This is a genomic window from Actinomadura sp. 6K520, from assembly GCF_004349245.1.
Taxonomy (GTDB): domain Bacteria; phylum Actinomycetota; class Actinomycetes; order Streptosporangiales; family Streptosporangiaceae; genus Spirillospora.
In genome coordinates, this window is record NZ_SMLC01000007.1 from 61,737 (window position 1) to 85,400 (window position 23,664).

Here is a 23,664-nt window from a genome sequence, read left to right on the forward strand (position 1 = left end):
GAGTCAGGCCCGGGCCGAGAAGGTTCTGCTGACCCGGTCAACGCTGGTTCGTGCCGTGTCATCAGAGTCGCGCCGGGCACGGTGCCCTCGCGTCGGTGGAAGCCCCGATGTCTTTCGCCGGTCATCACGCCCGTATTCCGAGCCCTGGCCTGGCGTGCTGTGGTTCGCATAGGTAAGAATCACCTAATTCGGTGCGCGCTCGAAGGGAGCGGAGCTGACGGACCTCTTGGGCCGGCGTGCGGAGCGCGAGGCGGTCGAACAACTGCTGACGCAGGCACGGGCCGGACGCAGCGGGACGCTTGTGCTGCGCGGGGAAGCCGGCATCGGGAAGACCGCCCTGCTCGAGTACGCCCGCGAGACCGCGGCCCCCTCGGACTTCCGGGTGGAGAGCTCGGTCGGAGCCGAGTCCGAGACGCAGTTCGTGTTCGCGGGCCTGCACCAGCTGTGCGCGCCGCTGCTGGGCCGCGCGGACGCGCTGCCCGACCCGCAGCAGGCCGCCCTGGGCGTGGCGTTCGGACTGAGAGCCGGTACCGCGCCGGACCGCTTCCTGGTCGGGCTGGCCGTCCTCAACCTGCTGGCCGAGGTCGCCGAGGAGGGGCCTCTGCTGTGCCTCGTCGACGATGCGCAGTGGCTGGACGAAGCGTCCGCTCAGGTCCTGGCTTTCGTGGCACGGCGGGTGGAGGCCGAGCGGGTGGCGTTGGTGGTCGCGGTGCGCGACCCCGGCGAGGGTGACGTCGAGCAGTTCGCCGGGTTGCCGGAACTGCGCCTGGACAGGCTCGGGGAGACCGACGCCCGGGCGTTGATGACCGCCGGCGTGCACACACCGCTGGATGACGCCGTGCGCGAGCGTGTCCTCGCCGAGGCGCGCGGCAACCCGTTGGCGCTGCTGGAACTGCCCCGAGGGGCACCCCCGGCGAAGCTGGCCGGAGGGTTCGAGCTGCCGGCTGTGCTGAGCGTTCCCCGCCGCATCGAGGACGGCTTCCAACGCCGATCGGCCGGCCTGCCCGCCGAGGCGCGGCTGCTGTTGCTGGTCGCGGCGGCCGATCCGACCGGCGATACGGCGCTGCTGTGGCGCGCCGCGGCACGGCTGGGGATCGACCCCGAGGCGGCCGCGCCGGCGGAAGCGGCCGGGCTTCTCCAGATCGACACCCTGGTGCGGTTTCGTCACCCGCTGGTGCGTTCGGCGGTCTACCTGGCGGCCACGCCCCCGGACCTGCGTCGTGTGCACGGCGCACTGGCCGCCGCCACCGACCCGGTGTCCGACCCCGACCGGCGCGCCTGGCACCACGCACAGGCGGTGCTGGGCACCGACGAGCAAGCCGCCGCGGAGCTGGAGCGCTCTGCCGGCCGGGCCCGTGCCCGCGGCGGGTTGGCCGCTGCGGCCGCGTTCCTGCAGCACGCGGCCGAGCTGACCCCCGATCCCGCCGCCCGTGCGACACGGGCACTCCAAGCCGCGCACGCCAAGCACGACGCCGGCGCATCCGAGGCCGCCCTGAAACTGCTGGCGGTCGCCGCGACCGGGCCACTGGACGCCCTGCAACAGGCGCGGCTCAAGTTGCTACGCGCCCAGATCGCGTTCCACCTGACGCGAGGCAGCGACATTCCGGGGATGCTGCTCGACGCCGCCAGGACACTCGCCCCCCTGGACCCGACGCTGGCCCGCGAAACCTACCTGCACGCGCTTGATGCCGCGATCCACGCCGGTCACCTCGCCCGCGGCTGCGGGCTCCTTGAGGCGGCCGAAGCCGCCCACGACGCGCCCTCACCACCGACGCCGCCGCGGCCGGTCGATCTGCTGCTGGACGGGCTGGCCACGAGGTTCACGCAAGGGTTCGAGGCGAGTGTTCCCACCCTGCAGCGGTCACTGGCGATACTTCTCGACCACGAATCCCGAGTCGTCGACGACGACCGCCGCTGGCTGTGGCTGGCCTGCCATGTCGCGTCGATGCTGTGGGATGACGAGGCACTCTACGTACTGGCCTGCCGCGCGGTCCGGCTCGCCCGTGAGGCCGGCGCGCTGTCCACGCTGCCCGCCGCGCTCAACGCCGTCGCCTCGATACTCGTGCTCACCGGTGAGCTCGCCCGTGCCGCCGAGCTGGCCGCCGAGGAGGCCGCGATCACGCAGGCGACCGGTGCCCCGCCGCTGCCGAACGCCCGGCTCATGCTGGCTGCCTGGCGTGGCCAACAGCCCGAAACGCTGGAACTGTACGCAGCCATGGTCAACGAGGCGACGGAGCGGGGTGAGGGCGCAACGGTCAATCTGGCCCAGGCCACACTGGCGGCGCTGCACAACGGCCTGGGCAACTACGACGACGCTCTCGCCGCCGCGACACCGCCTTGCGAGCACGACGACCTGGCGTACAGCAGCCTGGCCCTTCCCGAGCTCGTCGAAGCGGCAGCCCGCGCTGGTGAGCCGGAGCGTGCGGCAGCCGCGCTGGAGCAGCTCAGCTCCCGGGCCAGCGCCAGTGGGACGGACTTCGCGCTGGGGCTGGCCGCGCGATCGCGTGCGCTGACCACTACCGGTCCTGCCGCCGAGGAGCACTACCGCGAGGCGGTCGTACGGCTCACCAACTGCCGCTGGGCCGTCTTCCTCGCCCGCACCCACCTCGTCTACGGCGAGTGGCTGCGCCGCGAGGGCCGCCGCCAGGACGCCCGTGAACAGCTCCGCACCGCCCACCGGCAGCTCTCGGACATGGGCATGGAGGCGTTCGCCGAGCGCGCCGCCCGCGAGTTGCGCGCCACCGGTGAGCATCCCCGCAAACGGACCGCCCAGCCGACCGACTCCCTCACCGCCCACGAGCTGCACATCGCGCGGCTGGTGGCCACCGGGGCGACCTCGCGGGAGGTCGCTGCGCAACTGTTCCTCAGCCCGCGCACGGTCGAAGCCCACCTCCGCAACATCTTCCGCAAGCTGGGCATCACCTCCCGCCGGCAGCTCAGAGAACTGCAGCTTCCCTGACCAGACGGGCAGACCACGGTCAGAAGCTCCGGATGACGATCGCCGCGTGAGGGGTGGCGAGGGGCCCGACCAGGCCCCGGTCCGGTCGTGTTCCGACGTGCGATCCGGACTCCGGATCCAAGGCCGCCCGGTCCGGGGCCAGGGCAGGCCGTCCACCCGAACCAGGTCGGGAAACCAGTTCGGATCGACCGGGCTAGGTAGTTCTCCCCGACGCGAACGAGCGTCAGCTGCGCAAGTCTGGGGGACACCGCAACGCTCCGAAGTGAGAGGGCAGTCGTGTTGGCCAGTCCCGTCATCGAGGTCGATGAATGCAACGTGGGCTTGGACGACCTCTGGCCCGACGAGTATCTGACCTTCCACGTGGCGGGCGGGAAGCGCTACCGACTGATTCGTCCGGCCACCGGGCAACCAACGGCCGACCCGAGATGACGACCTGTCACAGCACCGAAACAGGAGGTTCAACGAACGATGTCCATCGACGTCAACGTGACCAGGAATCCGGACCGGCGACGCTACGAAGCGTCCGTCGGCGAGACGACGGTCGCCGGATTCATCGACTACCAGGAGACCAGCGAGTTGATCGTCCTGACTCACACCGAGGTCGACCCGACCTTCGAGGGGCGGGGAGTCGGCGGCGCCCTGGCCCGCGCCGCGCTCGACGAGATCCGCGAACGAGGACTGAAAGCGCTGGTGATCTGCCCCTACATCATCAGCTGGCTGCGCAAGCACCCCGAGTACCACGACCTGCTCTACAACGCGGCACCGTCCAGGGCCAGCGACTGAACAGCCGGACACGACATAGACGGAGGCGGGTATGAGCAGTGGAAACGAGAAGAAGGTGTACAAGGGGCGGTCGATCACGGTCACCTTCGAGGCGATGCGCTGCCTGCACGCCGCCGAATGCGTCCGTGGTCTGCCCGAGGTGTTCGACACGGCCCGGCGCCCGTGGATCCGGCCGGACGGTGCCCCTGCCGACCGCCTGTCCGAAGTCGTGCGGCGCTGCCCCTCGGGCGCGCTGCAGTACCGACTCGCGGACGGCGGTACCTGAAGGCGCACGTCGCGGGTCCGCCGGCGCGTTTCTGCCGCGTCATGGTCGGCAGCCCGGATGAGGAGACCAGGAGGCCGTTCTTCAGAGACGGCCTCGGCCAGAAGGAAAGCGACCGGGGTCTCGGACGCCGCGTCGACGACGAATGCCGAGAACCACCCGAGGAAGAAGGTAGGGACCCATGACCGCATCCGTGACCGAGGAACCGGACTTCACCGGGCTGCGCGCGATGTACATCAACTGCACCCTCAACCGTTCCCCCGAGCGCAGCCACACCCAGGGTGTGGTCGACCGCAGCGTGGCCGTCATGGAGGCGAACGGGGTCGGCGTGGATCAGATCCGCGCCGTCGATCACGACATCGCCACCGGCGTCCGCCCGGACATGACCGAGCACGGGTGGGACACCGACGAATGGCCCGCACTGCTGGCCCGGGTCCTGGCGGCCGACATCCTGGTCATCGCGGGACCGATCTGGCTCGGCGACAACAGCTCGGTGACCCGCCGGGTGATCGAGCGGCTCTACGGCTACTCCGGCGTGCTCAACGAGCGCGGCCAGTACGCCTACTACGGCCGGGTCGGCGGCTGCCTGATCACCGGCAACGAGGACGGCCTCAAGCACTGCGCGATGAGCATCCTCTACAGCCTGCAGCACATCGGGTTCACCGTCCCGCCCCAGGCCGACGCGGGCTGGCTCGGTGAGGTCGGCCCCGGCCCCTCCTATCTCGACGAGGGCTCCGGCGGCCCGGACAACGACTTCACCAACCGCAACATCACGTTCATGACCTACAACCTGCTCCACCTCGCGTCGATGATCCGGCGCGCCGGCGGGGTCCCGGCCTACGGCAACCAGCGCACGGCCTGGGACGCCGGTTGGCGCCCCGACGATGCCAATCCCGAATACCGCTGATCATCTCCGGCGGGTTCCGGTCGGTGGCGGCCGGTGACGCGCTGCGAGCGATCGCGCCGGCGCCGGCCTGCCGGGCGCCCGGCCGGGGAACGGCTGGTCATGGCGGTGAGCCGGATGACGCTCAGGGGCGGAAGTCCTCGGCTTTCTCGGTCCTGATTGCTTCGGCGCTCTGGGTGTCCTCGGCCTCGACGGTGTGTGCTTCGGCCAGGACCCGGTCGATGCTGACGGCTGGGATCACGACTGCGCCGGCGGTGTCGGCGTAGATGTAGTCGCCTGGGGTGATCGTGACGCCGGCGATCTCGACGGCGACGTCCGCCGCGTAGGGCATCACGGTGTCCCCGCCCCACCGGGTCGCCTCGCCGCGGCACCAGGTGGAGAACCGGTAGCCGCGCAGTTGGGTGAAGTCGCGCAGTCGCCCGTCGGCGAGGATTCCCGCAATCTGCTGGTGGTCGCCGCGGCTGAGCTTGGTGCCGCCTCCGAGGGATGCGTCGGGGTAGCCGCCGCTGGAGAGCACCAGCACTCGTCCCTGCGGCTGTGCGCCGAGGGCCTGGTAGAACAGCTCGGCGAACCCGGTCTCGGATTGGGGCAGGTCGTCGCGGTAGGGCAGGTAGGCGAGGGTGGAGGCCGGCCCGAACAGTGGTCGAGCCGGGTCGGGGCTGGTCAGGGCGAGGATGTGTGCCCGGTGGCCGTGGACCCTGCCCATCGCGTCCACCAGTGCCGCGCACCCCAGCTCGGCGGCCTGGGTGGCGCGGTCGCGCGTGTTATCGGCGGCGCCGTCGCTCGTGTCGTCGTTGCTCATCGGTCTCGGCCTTCCGCGGTGGTAGGCGGGTGGTGGTGCTGCTCGGCGTCGTCGCGCCGGCCATGGGGGGCAGGTAACGCCCGTGTGGGTCTACTGTCCGGAGTCGGCTGGCGGGTCGGCGAAGACTCCTTCGAGCATGCCGGTGGCCTGGCCGATCTCGATCAGGTAGCCGTCGGGGTCGCGCATATAGCAGCGGAGCTCGGCCTTTCGGTCCAGGGGTTCGGTGAGGAACTCGGCGCCCTTGGCGGTGGCCTGGGCGTAGAACGCGCCGATGTCGGCGACGCGGACGTTGAGAAAGCTGGACACGGTGTCGCCGGGCTGCGGGGCGGCTGGGGCGGCCAGGCTGATGTCCGGCTTGTCCGGGGTGGGGCCGCCGCCGGGGTTCATGATGATCCAGCTGTTGGCGATCTTCACGATCCCCGGGTTCTCGGCCAACACCACCTCGCCGCCGAAGATGTCGGCGTAGAAGTCCCGGGAGGTGGCTACGTCGCGGACGGTGAGGAAGTGCGTGAGGATCAGCCCCTCGACGGGGGCGGGCAGGTTGTCATGGGTTGCTGGGGTGGCCATCAGCATGCTCCTTTGCTTTCGGTGTCGTCGTACCCATGGTCGTGCTCCTGTTGCGTGGTGGATGGGGGGTGCGCGGCGCAGATGTCCGGGCCTGCCATGTCGAGCGGATCGGGTCAGTGTTGCCGCTGTTGGTCCTGCCACCGGGTGGGTTCGTCCTCAAGGCTGGCTCGGTCCCAGTTGGCGCGCTCGGCGGCGGCCTCGTAGGTGCTGTGCAGGAACTCCAGCAGCGCCTGGTCGGGGTCCTCGGCGGTGCGCACCGCTTCGTAGGGCAGCAGGAACTGGCCGTTCGCGGTGCTGTAGTAGGCCGCCTCGGGTCCGACCCGGTAGTCGGCGAACCCGTCGGGTTCGGGGTAGGCGTAGGCGTAGAAGGCGCCCTCCTCTCCTCCGCCGGGCCAGAAGCCGCAGCTGCTCAGCTCACGTGAGTAGCCCTCCACCATCACCCAGTCCCCGCAGTTGGGGGCTCCGCCGGGATGCTCGGGCGCCGGCCGCCCGGAGAACCGGGTGCAGGCCAGGTCCATCGCGCCCCAGAAGAAGTGCACGGGGCTGACCTTCCCGACGAAGTGGGATCGGAACTCGCCGAACACCCGGTTGGCCTGGATCAACTGACCCCAGAACAGGCGCGCGGCCTCGGGGTCGTAGGAGGTGTACTCGGTGTCCTCGGCGAACGGGATCGCCGGGTCGACCTCGTTGGGACGGTCCTGGATCTCGACCTGGATGCCCAGCCGGCTCAGCGCCGCCAGAGTCTCCCGGTGGAACTGGGCCACCGGCTTCGGCTCGAGCCGGACGGTCTCGGCGCCTCCGTCGCTCCTGCGGACGGCCAGCCGGTGGCCGACGAAGTCGAACTCGATCTCGAAGAGGCCGTTGCCGTCGGGGATGCTGCCGGTGGTCAGGCCCCGCGGGGTGACGTACAGGGTGACCTGCCACCAATGGTTGACCAGCGGTGCTCGCGACAGCCGGATCTTGCCGACGATCTGGGTCCACATGTGCAGGGTGTCGCGGGTCTCGGTCCAGTCATCGACCCGCAGCCGGGGCCACCCCCGTCCGGTCGCGGTGAGTCCCCTCGTCATGCTCGCACCTCCTGGTCGGCGGTTCGTCTCAGTGGTGATGCTGCTGCGCAGGGCGGACGCTTCGCGTCGGTGAACGTCCCTGATGCCGACAGACCGGGGTGGTTAGGTAGGTGGGACTGATCGGGTGGTCAGCCGGCTTGCGGGGACCCGTTGCCCGGTGGCGACGGCGACCCGGGGTCCTCGACCAGGCTTGCCGCGTGTCGACGGCCTTCAGGTGAGCCGCAGGTCTTTCAGCTGTCGACGCGAGGTGATGTCGAGCTTGCGGAAGATGTTGCGCAGGTGGGCTTCGATCGTGCGGGGACTGAGGAACAGCTGCGCGGCCACTTCGCGCGAGGTCGCCCCGGTGGCCACCAGCCGCGCGATCTGCAGCTCATGCGGGGTGAGGGCGTCGGTGGGCTGGGCGGTGCGTTTGCGCGGGTGCTCGCCGGCGGCGCGCAGCTCACGGGCGGCGCGGGCGGCGAACGCCTCCGCCCCCATGTTCACCAGGAGCTCATGCGCGATGCGGAGCTGCTCGCGGGCGTCCTGGCGTCGGCGTTCCCGGCGCAGCCACTCGCCGTAGACGAGGTGGGTGCGGGCGAGATGGCCGACCATCGTGCTGGCGCCGAGTTGTCCGATCCCCTCGAGATAGTGCTCCTCGGCGGCGGGACCCGCCGTGATCAGGGCTCGCGACCGGGCCGCGAGGCCCAGCGCCCACGGGGTGCCGTTGGCGCGGGTTCTCGAGCTGAGCTCGTCCATCGCGCCAATGGCATGCTCCGGCCGACCGGCACGGCACGCCGCCTCGATGAACTCCGGTAGCGCCAGGTTGCTGTGGCTCAGCTCGTCGGACTCGCACGCGCGCGCCGCAGCCTCCTGCGCCGCGGGGTAGTCGCCCAGACCGTTGTGCAGCACCGCCAACGCGTACTGCGCGAGGGAGGTCTCGGTGCCGCGCTCACGGTCGGCGGCGTCCCGGACGATGGCCGTGTGGACCTCGGCGGTCTCGTCCCGACGGCCGCGCCAGGCAGCCAGGATGAGCTGTGCGTGGAGCAGGGGGACGGCCCCGGTCGCGGCCGCGATCGCGGCCTGTTCGGCGGCCAGCTCACCCGCGCGCTCGAGCTCGCCGCCGAGCGTCATCGCGACGGACTGGAACAGGAGCGCGGCGGGAAGCGTGACCAGCGCACCGGCCTCGCGGGCGAGCCGTACGTGGCGCGCGGCCAACACGTGGAGGCTCTCATCGTCGAAGAGCGCGGTCGCGGTTCGGCCGGCATGCCACAGCCAGCGGCGATCTTCGACACCGTTCGTGCCGCCGGCGCCGGGCTCGTGATCGCGAAACGCCTCCAGTGCGCGGCGCAATCCGGGCACGCCCGCCTCGTAGCCCTGGGTGAAGGTCGTCACCAGGCCGTCGAGCAACAGGTCCGACGGTCCTGGAGGCCCAGGCGGGCGCGGTGCCGCGCGGGCGGCCTCGGCCACCTCCCGCACGCCGTGCCCGGCGCCCCCGCCCGTGATGATCGCGGCATCGAGAGCGTGCAGGTACGTTTCACGGGCCAGCGCGGCGTCGAGCGGGGCGAGCATCGTCGCCGCATCCAGCAGAATCCCCGGAACTTCGATGCCGCGCGTGAGATGGAAGGCGATCTGGGCGCGCAGCAGCTCGAGGCGAGCGGCTTGCAGCGCGTCCGGAGGTCCGGCTGCGGCGATCGCCAGCAGCTCCAAGGCGGTCTCGGACGCACCGGCCTCGTGCTTGGCCTGCGCGGCCGCCAAAGCCCGGCTTGCTCGTGGAGCAGGCTCCGGACTCAACGCGGCCGCCTGCTGCAGGAACGCGGCCGCGGCAGCCGATCCGCCCCGGGCGCGCGCCCGGTCGGCCGAGCTCTCCAGCTCGGCAGCGGCCGCCTCATCGGTGCCCAGCACTGCCCGCGCGCGGTGCCAGGCGCGCCGGTCCGGGTCGGATCGCGGGTCGGTGGCGGCGGCCAGCGCGCCGTGCACGCGTCGACGGTCCGGCTCCGCGCGGGCCTGGTAGACCGCTGAGCGCACCAGCGGGTGCCGGAACCGCACCCGGCTGTCGATCTCCAGCAGTCCGGCCGCTTCCGCGGGTGCGGCCGCCGCGGGATCGATCCCCAGATCCTCGGCCGCGCGCCACAACGTGGCCGCGTCCCCGGTCGGCTCGGCGGCCGCGAGCAGGAGCAGCAACCGCGTCTCGGCCGGCAGGCCCTCCGAGCGGCGCCGGAAGCCGTCCTCGATGCGGCGCGGCACGCTCAGGGCGTCCGGCAGCTCGAAGCCGCCGGCCAGACGCATGGGCGGACCGCTCCGAGGCAGCTCCAACAGCGCGAGCGGGTTGCCGCGCGCCTCGGCGATTACCCGGTCGCGCACACCGTCATCGAGTGGTACCGGGACCGCAGCGGCCAACAGTGCCCGCGCGTCGCTCTCGGTCAGCCCGCTCAGCCGGAGCTCGGGCAATCCGGCGAACGAGCGGAGGTCGCCGTCGTCGGCGGGGTCGCGCAGCGAGAACAACAGCACCACTCGCTCGGCCGCCACCCGGCGCGCCACGAACGCCAGCACTTGCGCGGACGCCTCGTCAAGCCACTGTGCGTCGTCGACGACGCACAGCAGCGGCCTCTCCTCGGCGACCTCGGCCAGCAGGGTGAGGACGGCCAGCCCCACCAGGAACCGATCCGGCGCAGCACCGGCCTCCTGCCCGAACGCCACCCGCAGGGCGGTCTGCTGGGGCCCGGGCAATGCGTCCAGCCGTTCCAGGAGTGGCGTGCTCAACTGGTGGAGGGCTCCGAACACGAACTGCGTCTCGGCCTGCAGCCCAACCGAGCTCTCCACCCGGAACCCCGACTGGGCTGCGACAGCGCGGGCATGCTCAAGCAGGGCCGTCTTACCGGCACCCGCCTCGCCGAACACCGCGAGCGCCCCGCTTCGCCCGGCCCGCGCCTCGGCGAGCAGCCGCTCGACCGCCTCAAGTTCGGTGCGCCGGCCGACAAGGTCCACCACGCGTACCTCTCCATCCCGGCGCACAGGGACTACGTGATTGTCACCGATGCGAGCACTCGCTGTGAGGCCCGGCTCCGGTGCTGAGCGGGACCCACCGGGCACGACATCAGGGATTTCCACCGATGCGAGGGCACCCGATCATGCCCGAGCCTGATGGTACCGCGGCGAGACCAGGGCTGACCGGTTCGCCAAGCCCCTCCGGCCCGGGAGTGGGGCTCCTCGACCGAGGAGTGGGCTCACCCGCGAGCCACCGGCGACCGTGAAACGAAAGGGACGGCTTCATGCCCGCATCGCACGTGATCGACGTCGAACGTCTCACCGTCACCTACGGTGACTTCGCCGCCGTCCGTGACCTCTCCTTCCAGGTGGAGCCCGGTGAGCTCTACGCGCTGCTCGGTACGAACGGTGCGGGGAAGACGTCCACCCTGGAGGTCGTCGAAGGTCACCGTCGGGCCACCTCGGGCACGGTGCGGATCTTCGGGGGGAGCCCACGGGATCGGCGCGCGGTGCGCCCACGCATGGGCATCATGCTGCAGGAGAGCGGCTTCTCCCCGGACCTGACGGTGCGGGAGTCGGTGGGCCTGGTCGGCAGGCTGAGCGGACGGCGCGACAACGTCGACCGTGTGCTCGGCATCGCCGGCCTCTCCCGCAAGGCCGCGACCCGGGTGTCCCAGCTGTCAGGTGGCGAGAAGCGTCGTCTGGACTTCGCCACAGCCGTCTACGGCGGACCCGACCTCGTGATCCTCGACGAGCCCACGACGGGCCTGGACATCCAGTCCCGTGACTCGCTCTGGGCGGCCGTGGACAGATTGCGAGACGAGGGATCCACGGTCGTGCTCACCACCCACTACCTCGAGGAAGCCCAGCAGCGCGCCGACCGCATCGGACTCATGCACGAGGGCGCGCTGCGGCAGGAGGGCACGGTCGCCGAGCTCACCCAGTCCCTTCCCGCGGTCATCCGGTTCGCACTTCCGCCCGGCGCGCCCGAGCCGCCGACCGTGGGTGCGCTTAACGGGGCGTTCCACATCGAGACCTTCAACCTGCAGGACGACCTGTACCGGCTGCTGGAGTGGGCACACGACAACGGGGTCGACCTGCGCGAGCTCGAAGCCGGCCCGACCCGGCTCGACGACGTCTTCCGCGCCCTCGACTCCGCGGAGCCCACGAGTCGGTCGACCACACGAACGGGATGACGACACCCGTCGCCAAGAAGGGACAGCGGCCATGCTCGAGATCGCTCGCAGCGAGCTGATCCAGATCTTCCGGAACCGGCTGGTCCTGGTGACCGGTCTGCTCATCCCGGTTGCTGTCAGCGGGTTCTTCGTCTACCGACACGAGATCTTCGCCGATGGCGCGAGCCTCGGCTACATCGCGGCGATAGTGGTGTTCACCGTGATGGCGTTCGGGCTCTACACCACGGCGGTGACGACCTTGGCCTCACGCAGGCAGAACCTCTTCCTCAAGCGGCTGCGCTCCACCGCCGCAGGGGACGCCGACATCCTCATCGGGATGGTCCTGCCCGTCACGGTGATCGCGCTCGTCCAGGTCGTCGTGATCCTGGCCGTGTTCGGCGCGGTCGCGGGCAGCCCCACCCAGATCCCGCTGCTGGCGGTGGCGATCCTGGCGACCCTGGCCATGATGGTCGGGCTGGCGCTGGCCACTGCCGGGCTCACGAGCTCCCCCGAGCACGCACAGGTGACCACCTTGCCCGTGAGCCTGGGAGTCGTCGCCATCGCGAGCTGGGTCGGCATCACCGGCACCGAGGGGCTCACCCTGCTGAAGCGGGCACTCCCGGGCGGCGCCGCCACCGAGCTGGTCGTGGATGCCTGGAACGGGGGCACCGCACTCGCCGACTCGCTGCCCCTCTTGGTCCCCACGCTGGCCTGGGTCGCCGTCGCTGTCGCATTGGCCTGCAAGCTCTTCCGCTGGGAGCCACGCCGATGAGCGCCTGGACGAGCGGAGAGATGTCCGGGCCTCAACGCGGAGCGGCAGCCGCGCAGGCGGTGTCATTGCCTCGCGCTGATCCACAACAACAGGCCGACCACGTCAACCAGGAAGGAACTCATCATGGGATTCATCAACGTCGGAGAAGAGAACAGCACCCCGATCGAGATCTACTACGAGGACCAGGGAACGGGTCAGCCCATCGTCCTCATCCACGGCTACCCCCTGAACGGCCACAGCTGGGAGCGCCAGACAAGCGAGCTCCTCGCCGCCGGATACCGCGTCATCACCTACGACCGTCGCGGATTCGGCCGGTCGTCGAAGGTCGGCTCCGGCTACGACTACGACACCTTCGCCGCCGACCTGAACACGGTGTTGGAGACCATCGACCTCCGCGACGTCGTGCTGATGGGGTTTTCCATGGGCACCGGGGAGCTTGCTCGCTACGTCTCGCGGTACGGCCACGAGCGAGTCGCCAAGCTCGCGTTCCTCGCCTCGCTGGAGCCGTTCCTCCTCGCCCGTGACGACAACCCCGAGGGACTGCCGCAAGACGTGTTCGACGGCATCGAGGAAGCGGCGAGAGGTGACCGCTATGCCTGGTTCAACCAGTTCTTCTCCGACTTCTACAACCTCGAGGAGAACCTCGGCGGGCGGATCGGCCAGGACGCCGTCGCCGGCAGCTGGAACGTGGCCGTCTCCAGTGCCCCCGTGGCGGCGTACGCCGTGGTCTCATCGTGGATCGAGGACTTCCGCGACGACGTCGAGGCGGTGCGCGCCAGCGGCAAGCCGGCGCTGATCCTGCATGGAACGGCCGACAACATCCTGCCGATCAACGCCACCGCGCGCCGCTTCCGCACGCTTCTCCCCGACGCCGAGTACGTCGAGATCGAAGGAGCACCGCATGGGCTGCTCTGGACGCATGCCGACGAGGTCAACAGCGCGCTGCTCGCCTTCCTCGGCTGACCGATGACCAGACAGATCAACATCACACAACGGGTCGAGGCAGCGGGTGCGGCCCTCATCGCCCTCGTCGCGGTCGTCATGCTGTATCCCGAATGGTGGTGGGTGATTCTTGCGGCGTTTCTCGCGTTCGACCTCTCGATGCTGGGATACGCGCGATCGACCGCCGCCGGCGCCACGACCTACAACGCGGTCCACAACTACGCGTTCCCGGCCTTGGCGGGGTTGGTCGCGCTCGCCACCGAGCCGGTGTCCCCGGGTACTTCGACGGCAGCCGGAGTGCTCGCCTGCGCGTGGGCCTTCCACGTCGGCGTCGACCGCGCCCTGGGGTACGGACTGAAGCTGCCGGACTCTTTCAGGAACACCCATCTCGGAGAGATCGGCAAGAACCCGAAACGCACGGCTGACGAGGACGGGGGGTGCGCAGGCGGTAGCGACGACCCGAGGCGCTTGCCATCGAAGTGACGCGGACCGCTTTCGCGATCGCCGCCGATGACCTGACGCGCTCAGATTACGACCGTCACCGCCCAAGACGATGCGGCCCTGGTCGAGTCCTACCTGGCCCCCCGCCCCATTCCGCTCCGACTACCGCAGACCTGCCGATGGGAAGGCAAAGGACTGAAGTGCGCCCGGTCCAGGTCGCCTGAGTCCACGCTGAACACAGCCTCGTGAGGACCGCGGGAGCGCGCAGTGGACCGTGGCAGAACGCCACAGGGCCAGCGCGCTCCCGCGGTCCCGCGCAGCCAAGGCGTCCCCTTACGCAGGCCACCGCGGATGCCCATCAATGCTCATCTGAGAACTCGAACGGAATAGAAGACGAAGCATCCGAACAGGCACGACAATCCGTAGGCAATATTTCGCCCGGTGTCACCAAAGAAGACATAGAAGCACGCCGCGAATACGCAAACCAAGACAAGTACGATGTCCAGAATTCCCAGGATGAGTGCGAGCAAAAGCCGGATCAGGAACCAAACGAAGCCCAGGCCGTACCACTTCCCCATGGTCGAGTCGTCGTAGGCCCATCGACTCAAAGCCAGCGGACTGTAGAACCCATCATCCCAGTAGCGCTGCCACCTGTCGATTCCTTGATTCAGCAGATTGGGCGAGGCTTCCTCGGCCGTCACCTGAGCAGGTTTGAACTCGATGCTCTTTACCTGAGCCTGCGTGACGTCGATCCTCACCGTACGGTCATGAACCTGGATCTTCGTCGTACCGTCCAGGGTGGCCTCGAACTCACCGGCGTGGCCACCAAGATCGTAAATCTCGTCGAAGCCGGCGGACCGGTCACGGAGCACCACACGAATGGCATCGGCGGGCGGCTTTGGCAGGGTGTATTTGGCACCGATCGAGAACTCCCCCAGGGGCGTCACCACCGACTTGTCTCCGGAGACGACCAACCCGCTTCCGGGGCTATAGCTGATCTTGAACGGAAGAAACGTCGGCTTGTACGACCCTTGGGCGCTGCCACCGCTTCCACATCCTGTCAGGCCAACGAGAACCACGATCAGCAGCGGTGCGATGACGAGCCCGACACGGCGAGTCATATCGCCGGAGCCTACGGCGAACTGCCACAGGAGACCATGGCATATGACACAAACGCGAACCCCCTCGGATGCGGGACATCTCAAAGCACCCGAGCTGAATGCTTTACCATGCCCGGCCGAACCGGCCAGGTCGGTCATCCTCAACGTCACTGTGAAGAAGATCCCCCTCGCCCTGCTTACGACTCGTTCGTCCTTGTGTCACACGGGGTCTGGCAGGGAGGAAACCAAGCAGGGGCACTCCAGGTTCGGCCAACCGGCCTGAGCGCCGTATTTAACCGTCGTCTCAGGTTCGCTCGGTAGGAAGCAGGCGTCAGATCAGCGATGTAGCCCGTATGTAGGAGGCCAGTGATGGCAGTCAACGCAGCGCCGTCCGGGGAAGCGCCGGCCGGTCGGTTGGCCGGCCGGTGGGTGCCGTGGTTGGTGATCGGCCTGTGGATGGTGCTGGCGGCGTTCATGGTGCCGCTGAGCGGAAAGTTGAGCTCGGTCACCACCGACAGCGCCGCGGAGACCCTGCCGGCCAGTGCCGAGTCCACCAAGGTGGCGGTGCTGGAGGACAGTCTCCCCGGGGGTGACGACAACACGTTCGTCTTCGTGTACCACCGCGCCGGCGGCATGACCGACGCCGACCGCGCGACGGTCGAGCGCCACTACAGCACCCTTGCCAAGCGGTACCCGCCGAAGGAGGCGGCCCCGGCCGGCGGCGAGGACGAGGGCCCACCGACGAGATCCTCCACCGACGGCAAGGCGATGATGTTCACCCTCCCGGTGAGCACGACCCACGGCGAACCGGAGGCCATCGTCGGCCCGCTGCGTGACGCCGCGAAGGACCGCCCCGCCGGCCTGGAACTCGACGTGACCGGCCCGGCCGCAATCGACGGCGACATGGACGCCGTCTTCGACGGCATCGACCTGCAGGTCCTCCTCACCACCGTCGTCGTCGTCACGCTCCTGCTCATCCTCACCTACCGCAGCCCGGTGTTGTGGTTGATCCCGCTGGTGGCCGTGGGCGCGGCCGCACTGACCGCGATGGCGACCGTCTACCTGCTCGTCAAGGGCTTCGGCATCGTGGTCAACAGCCAGAACTCGGCGCTGCTGACGATTCTGGTATTCGGCGTCGGCACGGACTACGCACTGTTGCTCATCTCCCGGTACCGGGAGACACTGCACCACCACGAGAACGTCCGGGTCGCGATGGTCCACGCGCTACGCAGCGCGGCGCCGGCCATCGTCGCGTCCGCGGCAACCGTGGTCGCTGGCCTGCTCTGCCTGCTCGTCGCGGACCTGAACAGCACCAGCGGGCTGGGCCCGATCGGTGCGGCCGGCATCCTGTGCGCGCTGGTGGCCATGCTGACGCTGTTCCCGGCGGTGCTCGTGGTGCTCGGCAGGCGGATCTTCTGGCCGGCCATCCCGCGGTTCAGCACGGCCGTGGAGGAGAAGCCGGGGCTGTGGGGACGGCTCGGCACCGCCATCAACCGCCGCCGGTGGGTTGCGACGCTCGGCTCGTTCGGAATCCTCGGCATGCTCGCCATCGGGCTGGCGGGCAACACCGGCACCCTGCGGGAGCAGGACCAGTTCCTGTCCGCGCCGGAGTCGGTCACCGGCTTCACCGTTCTCAGCCAGCACTTCCCGGAGCTCGGCGGCCAGCCGATGACGATCTTGACGCGGCCGGCGCACCAGGAGCGGGTGCTCGACATCGTCAAGGACACTCGCGGTGTGGCCCTGGCCGTCCCGGAGGAGACCAGCGGTGGCTGGGCCAACATCTCCGCGTTCCCGACGGACGCGCCGGAAACCGCCGCAGAGTACGAGACGATCAAGCGGGTGCGCACCGCCGTGCACGCGGTGAGCGGGGCGGACGCGATCGTCGGCGGGCCGAGTGCGGAGAACCTTGACACCGAGGTGACCACCAGCCGCGACGAGAAGCTGGTGATCCCGCTGGTGCTCGCCGTCGTCCTGATCATCCTCGGGCTGCTGCTGCGCGCGATCGTGGCCCCGCTGGTCCTGATGGCCACCGTGATCGTCTCATTCGCCGCAGCCTTCGGCGGCAGCGTGTTCGTCTTCGACACGATCCTCGGGTTCAAGGGCATCGACTATTCGGTGCCGCTGCTGGCATTCCTGTTCCTGGTGGCGCTCGGCGTCGACTACAACATCTTCCTGACCAGCCGGGCCCGGGAGGAGACCGTGCGTCTCGGCACCAGAAAGGGCATGCTCAAAGCCCTCTCCGCCACCGGCGGCGTCATCACCTCGGCAGGCGTGGTCCTGGCGGCCACGTTCGCGGTCCTCACCACACTTCCGCTGGTGATGCTGATCGAGGTCGGGTTCCTGGTCGCCTTCGGCGTGCTGCTCGACGCCCTGCTGGTGCGGTCGGTCCTGGTGCCCGCCCTCACCCTGCTGATCGGCCGGCGGATCTGGTGGCCGAGCCGGCTGTCCCGTCCAGCGGCGGAGCTGCCGGACGGTCAACAGTCGCTCGCCGACGACGAGCAGCCCGCGCTGCAACGGTAAACGCGGCGGCACGGACGAGATCCGGGGCGGGGACCCAGACCCGTCCCGGATCTTTTCATGGGCCCGACGGCCGCCGCCCTTCGGTCCTGCGCCGCGCGCCGGGGCTGGGGTCGGCGCACCGTGTCCTGCCCCGACGGTGAGCCGCGCGGGGCCATGCCCGAGGGCCGCCGTCCCTTGTCCTGCGCCGCGCCCCCCGGGGCGGGTCAGCGCACCGCGGTGTCCTACCCGGCGGTGAGCCGCGCGGTCGGGGCGGGCGGGGCCGCGGCCGGAAGGTCGACCCGAAGCAGCGCGCCACCGCGTGCGGAGCGGGCGACGGTGGCCCGGCCGCCGTGGGCATCGACGACCCGCTGCACGATCGACAGCCCCAAACCGGATCCCGGCAAAGCCCGGGCGCTGTCGGCACGGTAGAACCGGTCGAACACCCGCGGTACGTCGGCGGCGTCGATGCCCGGCCCGGCGTCGTCGACCTCGAGCACCGCCGACGCGCCCTCGGCACGGAGCCGGACCTGGACCGGCTGGTCCGCGGGGGACCACTTGCCGGCGTTGTCGATGAGGTTGAGCACCGCCCGCTGGAGCGCAGCGGGACGCCCGCTCACCCACACGGAGGTCTCGTCGAGCGCGACCTCGATGTCGGGCACGCGGGAACGCGCCCGGGTCGCGGCGGCCACCACCACGTCGGCGAGGTCGAGCAGCTCGGTGCTCTCGTCGCTGACGTCACCGCGCGCCAGGTCGGTCAGCTCGGCGGCAAGGGTGCTCAACTCGGCCACCTGGGCGCCGAGATCGTTGAGCAGCCGGGTCCGGCTCTCCGCCGGCAGTGCGCTGTCCAGCGTGCCGCGCCGATCGAGCCGGACCAGCAGCTCGACGTTGAGGCGCAGGCTGGTGAGCGGGGTCTTGAGCTCGTGGGCGGCGTCCTCGGCGAGCAGCCGCTGGGCCCGCCGGGAGTCCCGGAGCGCGGCGAGCATGTCGTTGATCGACTGAATCAGCCGCCGGATCTCCCCACCACCCTCATCCGGGATGTCGGCGTCGAGATCCCGGGTGCGCGCGACACGTACCGCGGCGGCGGTCAGCCGGTCGATCGGTGCCAGCCCGGTCCGCGCCACGGCCCACCCGAGAAGGGCGCCGCCGACCACGCAGAGCAGCCCGATCAGCAGCATGCCCAACCCGAACCGGGTGATCGGGCTGTCGTCGGCGACGCGGGCCACCTGGACCGCGCCGTCGCCCGCCCGCAGCGTGTAGATGAAGTAGCCGTCGCTGTCGTTCGACTCCATCAGGTCGGCCGACGCGCCCTGCGCCACGCGCCCGGCGTGCTCGCTGACCGGGGGCAGCGCGGGTTGGCCGGCCGGCGTCCGGGTCGAGCCGCCGGGCAGGATGACCCGCACCAGCTGACCGGATCCGGGATACGGCGGTAGCTGGACCTGCGCCAGACCGGCGCGCTCCGCGTCCGTCGCCAGGACGCGGGAGTCGGCGCGTAGCTGATTCTCGGCGGTGTCCTGCAGCTCCCAGTTCAGGAGCTCGATGCCCACCTGGAAGGCCACGAACACGCTGACCGCGATGGCCGTCGCCGCGATCATCGTCAGCCTGGTCCGCAGGGACCGCCGGCGCCACCATCGGGTCGGCCGGCGCGGTTCCCGGCCGGCGGGCCTGCTCACGGAGGAGTCTCCCGCAACGTGTATCCCAGGCCGCGCAGCGTGTAGATCAATCGCGGCTCACCCTCGGCCTCCATCTTGCGGCGCAGGTAGCTCACGTATACCTGGAGGTTGTTGGCGCTGGCGCACATGTCGAAGCCCCAGATCGCCTCGAACAGCGCCTCGTGGGTCAAGACCCGGGTCGCGTTGCGCACGAGGACCTCCAGGAGGGAGAACTCGGTCCGGGTCAGGCGCAGCGGCCGCTCGCCCCGCCACGCCTCGAACCTGTCGGGATCGATCCGGACGTCGGCGAACGACAGGACCTGCGACTCCCCGTCGGGCGGCGTGCGCCGGCGCAGCAGGGCCCGCACCCGGGCCAGCAACTCCTCGGTGGCGAACGGCTTGGGCAGGTAGTCGTCGGCGCCCGCGTCCAGCCCCGCGACCCGGTCGGAGACCTGATCACGGGCGGTCAGCATCAGCACCGGCAGATCCCGACCCGCGGCCCGCAACCGCCGGCAGGTCTCCAACCCGCCGAGGCGGGGCATCATCACGTCGAGGATCAGCAGATCCAGCGTGTCACCGCCGGCCCCCCGGACCCCGTCGAGCACGGCGAGACCGTTGGCGACGGTGCTGGTGTCGTAACCCTCGACCTGGAGCACCCGCTCCAGCGATTCACGGATGGCCCTCTCATCATCCGCGATCATGATTCGCACGCCGGCCCGCCCCCTTCCAGTCAAGGCTTTTGCCGCTCATTGTCCCCGATCAACCTGAGAGCAGGATTAGCGCGTCCCTGGGGACCGCGCTCTTACGGATACCTAAGAAATGGAACCTGCCGTCGGCTCATGAGGAGGGGGAGGACCAGATGACCAGCATCGCACCCGGCAACCAGACAGGAGATCCTCCACGCCGGTCACGGGCGCTCGGCGTCCCCAGGTGGCTCCCGAGTGAGCGGAGCGGCGGCTCCCCGATCCACCAACGGTGAATCGAGGCTCAGCTTTCATTAGGCCGCTGCGGCGGTCCTCGGCCGCCCATGTGCTGCCGAGAAGGGACACGGGTTGCGCTGGTCGCTTCGGTGATCGCTGTCTGCAAACGGTCGGCCGGCGCAGGACGCCCTGTTCATCTCCTGGTAACGGTCATGCTTCCGTCGGGGAGTGCTAACCCGAAACGGCGTTGGTGCGCACTTCGCCCGCGCCGTTCGCGGTGGGCGGCGCCGGGTGGAGGGTGGCCTGGCCGGTGATGCGGACGCCCGTGCGGTCGCCGACGCGCAGGTGTACCTGCCCGTTGGTGCGGACGTCGACCGGTGCGTCAAGGCCATCGACGTCGATGGTGATCATGGCGTCGTGACCGTAGTAGTGGACGTCGGTCACCGTCCCGGCGGGTGCGGTGCCGCCGGGGTCGGTGAGCCGTAGCTGCTCGGGCCGCAGGATCACGGTGCCCTGGACGGTCGCGTCGCAGGTGCGCAACTCGACCGGGCCGAGGGGGGTCGTCGCCGTCCCGTTCGCGGCGTCCCCCGGAAGAAGAACGGCGTCGCCGACGAACCCGGCCACCCAGGGATCGGCGGGGTGGCTGTACACGTCATGTGACGAGCCGCACTGCACCACGCGTCCGTTGCGGACGACGGCCACCAGGTCGGCGATCGACAACGCCTCTTGCTGGTCATGGGTCACGAGCAGGGCGGTCGCACCGGTGGCGCGCAAGGCGGCGCGGACGTCCGCCCGTACCCCGGCGCGGAGCGCGCTGTCCAATGCGTTGAACGGTTCGTCGAGGAGCACCAGTGCAGGTTCGGGCGCCAGCGCACGGGCCAGGGCGATCCGCTGCTGCTGGCCGCCGGACAGTTCGTGCGGCATCCTGTCGCCGTACTCGGCGAGGCCGACGAGTTCGAGCATCTCCTCGGTGCGCCGGCGGCGTGCGGCCCGGTCGGCGACGCCGAAGGCGACGTTGCGGGCAACGCTCAGATGCGGGAACAGTGCTCCCTCCTGCGGCACGATGCCGATGCGGCGCCGCTCCGGCGGGACGTGAGTGCCGGGGCCGGTGAGAAGACGTCCGCTCACGGTGACGGTCCCGGTGTCCGCGCGGAGGAAGCCCGCGATGACGCGCAGCAGGGTCGTCTTGCCGCAGCCCGAAGGGCCCAGGACGGCGGCCAGCGAGCCGCCGGGGACGGTGAGGTCGAGCCCGTCCAGGACCTTGGTGTCCTCGACGTACGCCTTGGTCAGGCCCTTGATCTGCAGATCGGTCATGTGCGCCTCCCGAGGAGGTATGAGGGGACGGCCGCGAGCAGGATCAGGGCGGCCGCGTACGGCGCGGCGTCGGCGTAGGACGCGACGCTGGTCTCCGTCCACAGCCGGGTGGCGAGGGTGTCCATCCCGGTGGGGCGCAGCAGAAGGGTCGCCGGCAGTTCCTTCATGCAGACCACGAACGTGAGGGCCGCGCCGGCGGCGACGCCGGGCGCGGCCAGCGGGACGGTGACCGAGCGCAGCACCCGCAGCGGGCCGCGGCCGAGGGAGCGGGCGACGTCCTCAAGCACCGGCGGGGACTGCAGGACCGCGGCGCGGGTCGCGGCGACCGCGAGCGGCAGGAACAGCACCGCGTAGGCGCAGACCAGCAGCGGCAGTTCCTGGTACAGCGGGTTGGCGTACCGGACGGCGAAGAACACCAGCGCCAGGGCGACGGTGATGCCGGGCAGGGCGTGGCCGGCATAGGCGGCCTGCTCCAGCAGGGCCGGGAGCCGCCCCCGGTGGCGGGCGGCGATGACGCCGACGGGCAGGGCGAGGACGGTGGTGAGCGCGGCCCCGGCGGCGGCGGCGCCGAGGGTGGCCCCGGCGGTGTGCACGAGGCCCGCCGGGTCCCAGGTGGAGCGGTTCCCCGTCGCCAGCCAGTACGCGAGCGTGGCCAGCGGGAACACGACGGCCGCGGCGGCGACCGCCGTGCACCAGCCCAGCGATGGGACCGTCCAGCGGCCGAGGCGCAGCGGCGCCGCCGGGCGGGCCGTTCCCGTCCCGGTCCTGGCGTGCCCGCGGCGTCCGCGGGTGCGGGTCTCCAGCGCGACCAGCGCCACCGTCAGCACCACGAGCACGACGCTCAGCGCCGCTGCCGGGGTGCGGTCGAAACTGGCCTGGTAGGAGGTGTAGATGCCGCGCGTGAACGTGTCGTACCGCATCAGCGACACCGCGCCGAAGTCCGACAGCACGTAGAGCGCGACCAGCAGCCCACCCCCGGCCGCCGCCGGGCGGAGCTGGGGCAGGGTCACGCGGAAGAACGTCCGGCCCGGGCCGATGCCGAGCGACCGGGACGCCTCCTCCTGCGCCGGGTCGATGCCGCGCAGCGCCGCGGCGACCGGCAGATAGACGTACGGGTAGCTGACCAGCGTCAGCGACACCGCCGACCCGGCGAACCCGGCCAGGTCCGGCACCGCCGACAGCCAGGCGAACGCCGCCACGTAGCTCGGCACGGCCAGCGGAAGTGTGGCCACGATCGACCAGGCGCGGGCGGCGGGCAGCGCCGTCCGGACGGTCAGCCACGCCAGCGAGATGCCAAGGACCAGGCACGCCAGCACGACGGCGGCGGCCAGCGCCAGGCTCCGGCCGAGCAGCAGCGCGGTGCCCTCGGTGGTGACGACGCTCCAGGCGAAACCGAAGCCGCGCTCCAGCGCCCGGACGGCGAGATATCCGAGCGGCAGCAAGGCCAGTGCCCCGGCCAGGGAGGCCGGGGCGAGGAGCATCCAGGGTGCGCGGGCGGTGGCCATCGGGTCAGACCATGCCGGCTTCCCGGAGCATCGTCAGGGTCTCCTGAAGCGACTCCAGCTCGCCGAGGTCGATCTCGGGGCCCTTCAGGGAGTCCAGCGGCGGCAGGCCAGGAACGTTGCTGGTGACCCCGGACGCCAGCGGGTACTCCTTCGTCTCGTCGCTGAAGTAGGTCTGCGCCTCCTTGGAGAGCAGGAAGTCGACGGCCTTCTGCGCCGTCGCGGGGTGCGCGGCGCCCTTCAGCACGCCCACGCCCGCCACGTTGATCAGCGCACCGGGGTCGGCGCCGGGAAGGTAGTGGAGCTTGGCGGTGACACCGCTCTCCCCCTTCTCCGCGACCCGCTCGTACCAGTAGTAGTGGTTGATCAGCCCGAGGCCGATCTGCCCAGCATCCACCGCGTCCAGCACGGCGATGTTGTTCTCGTAGGCCTTCACACCGTTGGCCTTCAGGCCCTCCAGCCACTTGCGGGTGACGTCGTCGCCGTCCAAGACCCGCATGCCGGTGACGAACGCCTGGAAGGACGCGTTGGTCGGCGCGTAGGCGATCTTGCCCTTCCACTCCGGTTTGACGAGGTCACGGACGGTGTCGGGTGCCTTGGCGACCAGATTCGGGTTGTAGGCGATGACGCGGACCCGGCCGGAGAGGCCGACCCAGTCGCCGGTTCCGGAGCGGAACCGCCCCGCGACCTTGTCGAGGGTCGGCTGGGGAAGCTTCTCCAGGCGTCCCGCCTTGGCGAGGGCGCCGAGCGCCCCGGCGTCCTGGGAGAGGAACAGGTCCGCCTTGGTACCGTCGCCCTCCTCAAGGATCTGCGCCGACAGTTCGGAGCTGGCGCCGTACCGGACCTCGACGCCGGTGCCGACGGCGTCCTCCAGCCTGTCCAGCAGCGGCTTGATGAGTCCTTCGTTGCGGCCGGAGTAGATGATGAGGCCGGCGTCGGACCCGAGGCCGCAGGCCGCTCCCATCGGCAGGATGACGGCCGCGAGAGCGAGTGCGGTGGTGAAACGTCGCAGGGGGTGTCGCATGGCCTACCTCGGGATGCC

The 23,664-nt window shown here is 70.5% G+C and carries 19 protein-coding genes; 9 read left to right on the plus strand and 10 right to left on the minus strand.

Annotation, left to right across the window (positions count from 1 at the left end; genetic code table 11):
- The first annotated feature begins 226 nt into the window (after positions 1–226).
- From E1289_RS03875 to E1289_RS03890, 4 genes are all read left to right on the plus strand, one after another.
- Positions 227–2,959, plus strand: a complete 2,733-nt coding sequence (locus E1289_RS03875) for a LuxR family transcriptional regulator (RefSeq protein WP_131975321.1) — start codon at positions 227–229, stop codon at positions 2,957–2,959.
- Positions 2,960–3,427: 468 nt separating this feature from the next.
- Complete coding sequence (locus E1289_RS03880; RefSeq protein ID WP_131975323.1) at positions 3,428–3,742, plus strand: GNAT family N-acetyltransferase; 315 nt, start codon at positions 3,428–3,430, stop codon at positions 3,740–3,742.
- Positions 3,743–3,773: 31 nt separating this feature from the next.
- Positions 3,774–4,007, plus strand: coding sequence for a (4Fe-4S)-binding protein (locus tag E1289_RS03885; protein ID WP_131975326.1), 234 nt, complete (start codon positions 3,774–3,776; stop codon positions 4,005–4,007).
- A gap of 178 nt (positions 4,008–4,185) precedes the next feature.
- On the plus strand, positions 4,186–4,911 hold the full coding sequence (locus E1289_RS03890; RefSeq protein ID WP_131975328.1) for a flavodoxin family protein: 726 nt from the start codon (positions 4,186–4,188) through the stop codon (positions 4,909–4,911).
- A gap of 121 nt (positions 4,912–5,032) precedes the next feature.
- Here the strand turns inward: E1289_RS03890 and E1289_RS03895 are convergent, their stop codons facing one another.
- From E1289_RS03895 to E1289_RS03910, 4 genes are all read right to left on the minus strand, one after another.
- On the minus strand, positions 5,033–5,710 hold the full coding sequence (locus tag E1289_RS03895) for an RraA family protein (RefSeq protein WP_131975330.1): 678 nt from the start codon (positions 5,708–5,710) through the stop codon (positions 5,033–5,035).
- A 90-nt stretch (positions 5,711–5,800) separates the two neighbouring features.
- Positions 5,801–6,277 carry a VOC family protein gene (locus E1289_RS03900; RefSeq protein WP_131975332.1) on the minus strand — a complete coding sequence of 159 codons (477 nt, stop codon included), beginning with the start codon at positions 6,275–6,277 and terminating at the stop codon, positions 5,801–5,803.
- Between the two features lie 113 nt (positions 6,278–6,390).
- A complete protein-coding gene (locus tag E1289_RS03905) occupies positions 6,391–7,344 on the minus strand; it encodes a DUF5996 family protein (protein WP_131975334.1) in 954 nt (317 codons plus the stop codon).
- 210 nt (positions 7,345–7,554) lie between these two features.
- On the minus strand, positions 7,555–10,311 hold the full coding sequence (locus E1289_RS03910) for a LuxR family transcriptional regulator (RefSeq protein ID WP_207928775.1): 2,757 nt from the start codon (positions 10,309–10,311) through the stop codon (positions 7,555–7,557).
- A gap of 281 nt (positions 10,312–10,592) precedes the next feature.
- On the opposite strand from E1289_RS03910, the gene E1289_RS03915 reads away from it, so the two are divergent.
- The 4 genes from E1289_RS03915 (at position 10,593) to E1289_RS03930 (ending at position 13,680) form a co-directional block, all read left to right on the plus strand.
- Positions 10,593–11,504 (plus strand): ABC transporter ATP-binding protein, encoded by a 912-nt coding sequence (locus E1289_RS03915; RefSeq protein WP_131975338.1) that lies wholly within the window; start codon positions 10,593–10,595, stop codon positions 11,502–11,504.
- Positions 11,505–11,535: 31 nt separating this feature from the next.
- Positions 11,536–12,255 (plus strand): ABC transporter permease, encoded by a 720-nt coding sequence (locus tag E1289_RS03920; protein ID WP_131975340.1) that lies wholly within the window; start codon positions 11,536–11,538, stop codon positions 12,253–12,255.
- Positions 12,256–12,378: 123 nt separating this feature from the next.
- The gene (locus E1289_RS03925) at positions 12,379–13,218 is read left to right on the plus strand and encodes an alpha/beta hydrolase (protein WP_131975342.1); all 840 of its coding nucleotides are present in this window, start codon (positions 12,379–12,381) and stop codon (positions 13,216–13,218) included.
- 3 nt (positions 13,219–13,221) lie between these two features.
- Entirely contained in the window at positions 13,222–13,680 is a 459-nt protein-coding gene (locus E1289_RS03930; protein ID WP_131975344.1) for a DUF4260 domain-containing protein, read from the plus strand.
- Positions 13,681–14,003: 323 nt separating this feature from the next.
- Here the strand turns inward: E1289_RS03930 and E1289_RS03935 are convergent, their stop codons facing one another.
- On the minus strand, positions 14,004–14,759 hold the full coding sequence (locus E1289_RS03935) for a hypothetical protein (protein ID WP_131975346.1): 756 nt from the start codon (positions 14,757–14,759) through the stop codon (positions 14,004–14,006).
- A gap of 348 nt (positions 14,760–15,107) precedes the next feature.
- Here E1289_RS03935 and E1289_RS03940 point away from each other — a divergent pair, with 348 nt between their 5' ends.
- Positions 15,108–17,258, plus strand: coding sequence for an MMPL family transporter (locus tag E1289_RS03940; RefSeq protein ID WP_131975348.1), 2,151 nt, complete (start codon positions 15,108–15,110; stop codon positions 17,256–17,258).
- A 221-nt stretch (positions 17,259–17,479) separates the two neighbouring features.
- Here E1289_RS03940 and E1289_RS03945 read toward each other — a convergent pair whose 3' ends face one another.
- From E1289_RS03945 to E1289_RS03965, 5 genes are all read right to left on the minus strand, one after another.
- Positions 17,480–18,907 carry a HAMP domain-containing sensor histidine kinase gene (locus E1289_RS03945; protein ID WP_131975350.1) on the minus strand — a complete coding sequence of 476 codons (1,428 nt, stop codon included), beginning with the start codon at positions 18,905–18,907 and terminating at the stop codon, positions 17,480–17,482.
- Positions 18,904–19,596 carry a response regulator transcription factor gene (locus E1289_RS03950; protein WP_131975352.1) on the minus strand — a complete coding sequence of 231 codons (693 nt, stop codon included), beginning with the start codon at positions 19,594–19,596 and terminating at the stop codon, positions 18,904–18,906. Before E1289_RS03950 ends, E1289_RS03945 begins: the two co-directional genes overlap by 4 nt.
- Positions 19,597–20,037: 441 nt before the next feature.
- Positions 20,038–21,120: an ABC transporter ATP-binding protein gene (locus E1289_RS03955; protein ID WP_131975354.1), complete on the minus strand. Its 1,083-nt coding sequence runs from the start codon at positions 21,118–21,120 to the stop codon at positions 20,038–20,040.
- A complete protein-coding gene (locus E1289_RS03960) occupies positions 21,117–22,625 on the minus strand; it encodes an iron ABC transporter permease (RefSeq protein WP_131975356.1) in 1,509 nt (502 codons plus the stop codon). The genes E1289_RS03955 and E1289_RS03960 overlap by 4 nt, the downstream gene beginning before the upstream one ends.
- A 4-nt stretch (positions 22,626–22,629) precedes the next feature.
- Positions 22,630–23,646: an iron ABC transporter substrate-binding protein gene (locus tag E1289_RS03965; protein WP_131975358.1), complete on the minus strand. Its 1,017-nt coding sequence runs from the start codon at positions 23,644–23,646 to the stop codon at positions 22,630–22,632.
- Between the last annotated feature and the right edge of the window lie 18 nt (positions 23,647–23,664).

Excerpts from the sequence above, each read along its gene's own strand:
- E1289_RS03905 (WP_131975334.1), bottom strand. The coding sequence starts at position 7,344 with ATGACGAGGGGACTCACCGCGACCGGACGGGGGTGGCCCCGGCTGCGG.
- E1289_RS03960 (WP_131975356.1), bottom strand. The coding sequence starts at position 22,625 with ATGGCCACCGCCCGCGCACCCTGGATGCTCCTCGCCCCGGCCTCCCTG.
- E1289_RS03895 (WP_131975330.1), bottom strand. The coding sequence starts at position 5,710 with ATGAGCAACGACGACACGAGCGACGGCGCCGCCGATAACACGCGCGAC.
- E1289_RS03940 (WP_131975348.1), top strand. The coding sequence starts at position 15,108 with ATGGCAGTCAACGCAGCGCCGTCCGGGGAAGCGCCGGCCGGTCGGTTG.
- E1289_RS03920 (WP_131975340.1), top strand. The coding sequence starts at position 11,536 with ATGCTCGAGATCGCTCGCAGCGAGCTGATCCAGATCTTCCGGAACCGG.
- E1289_RS03890 (WP_131975328.1), top strand. The coding sequence starts at position 4,186 with ATGACCGCATCCGTGACCGAGGAACCGGACTTCACCGGGCTGCGCGCG.
- E1289_RS03930 (WP_131975344.1), top strand. The coding sequence starts at position 13,222 with ATGACCAGACAGATCAACATCACACAACGGGTCGAGGCAGCGGGTGCG.
- E1289_RS03880 (WP_131975323.1), top strand. The coding sequence starts at position 3,428 with ATGTCCATCGACGTCAACGTGACCAGGAATCCGGACCGGCGACGCTAC.
- E1289_RS03955 (WP_131975354.1), bottom strand. The coding sequence starts at position 21,120 with ATGACCGATCTGCAGATCAAGGGCCTGACCAAGGCGTACGTCGAGGAC.
- E1289_RS03915 (WP_131975338.1), top strand. The coding sequence starts at position 10,593 with ATGCCCGCATCGCACGTGATCGACGTCGAACGTCTCACCGTCACCTAC.
- E1289_RS03965 (WP_131975358.1), bottom strand. The coding sequence starts at position 23,646 with ATGCGACACCCCCTGCGACGTTTCACCACCGCACTCGCTCTCGCGGCC.
- E1289_RS03885 (WP_131975326.1), top strand. The coding sequence starts at position 3,774 with ATGAGCAGTGGAAACGAGAAGAAGGTGTACAAGGGGCGGTCGATCACG.
- E1289_RS03925 (WP_131975342.1), top strand. The coding sequence starts at position 12,379 with ATGGGATTCATCAACGTCGGAGAAGAGAACAGCACCCCGATCGAGATC.
- E1289_RS03900 (WP_131975332.1), bottom strand. The coding sequence starts at position 6,277 with ATGGCCACCCCAGCAACCCATGACAACCTGCCCGCCCCCGTCGAGGGG.
- E1289_RS03935 (WP_131975346.1), bottom strand. The coding sequence starts at position 14,759 with ATGACTCGCCGTGTCGGGCTCGTCATCGCACCGCTGCTGATCGTGGTT.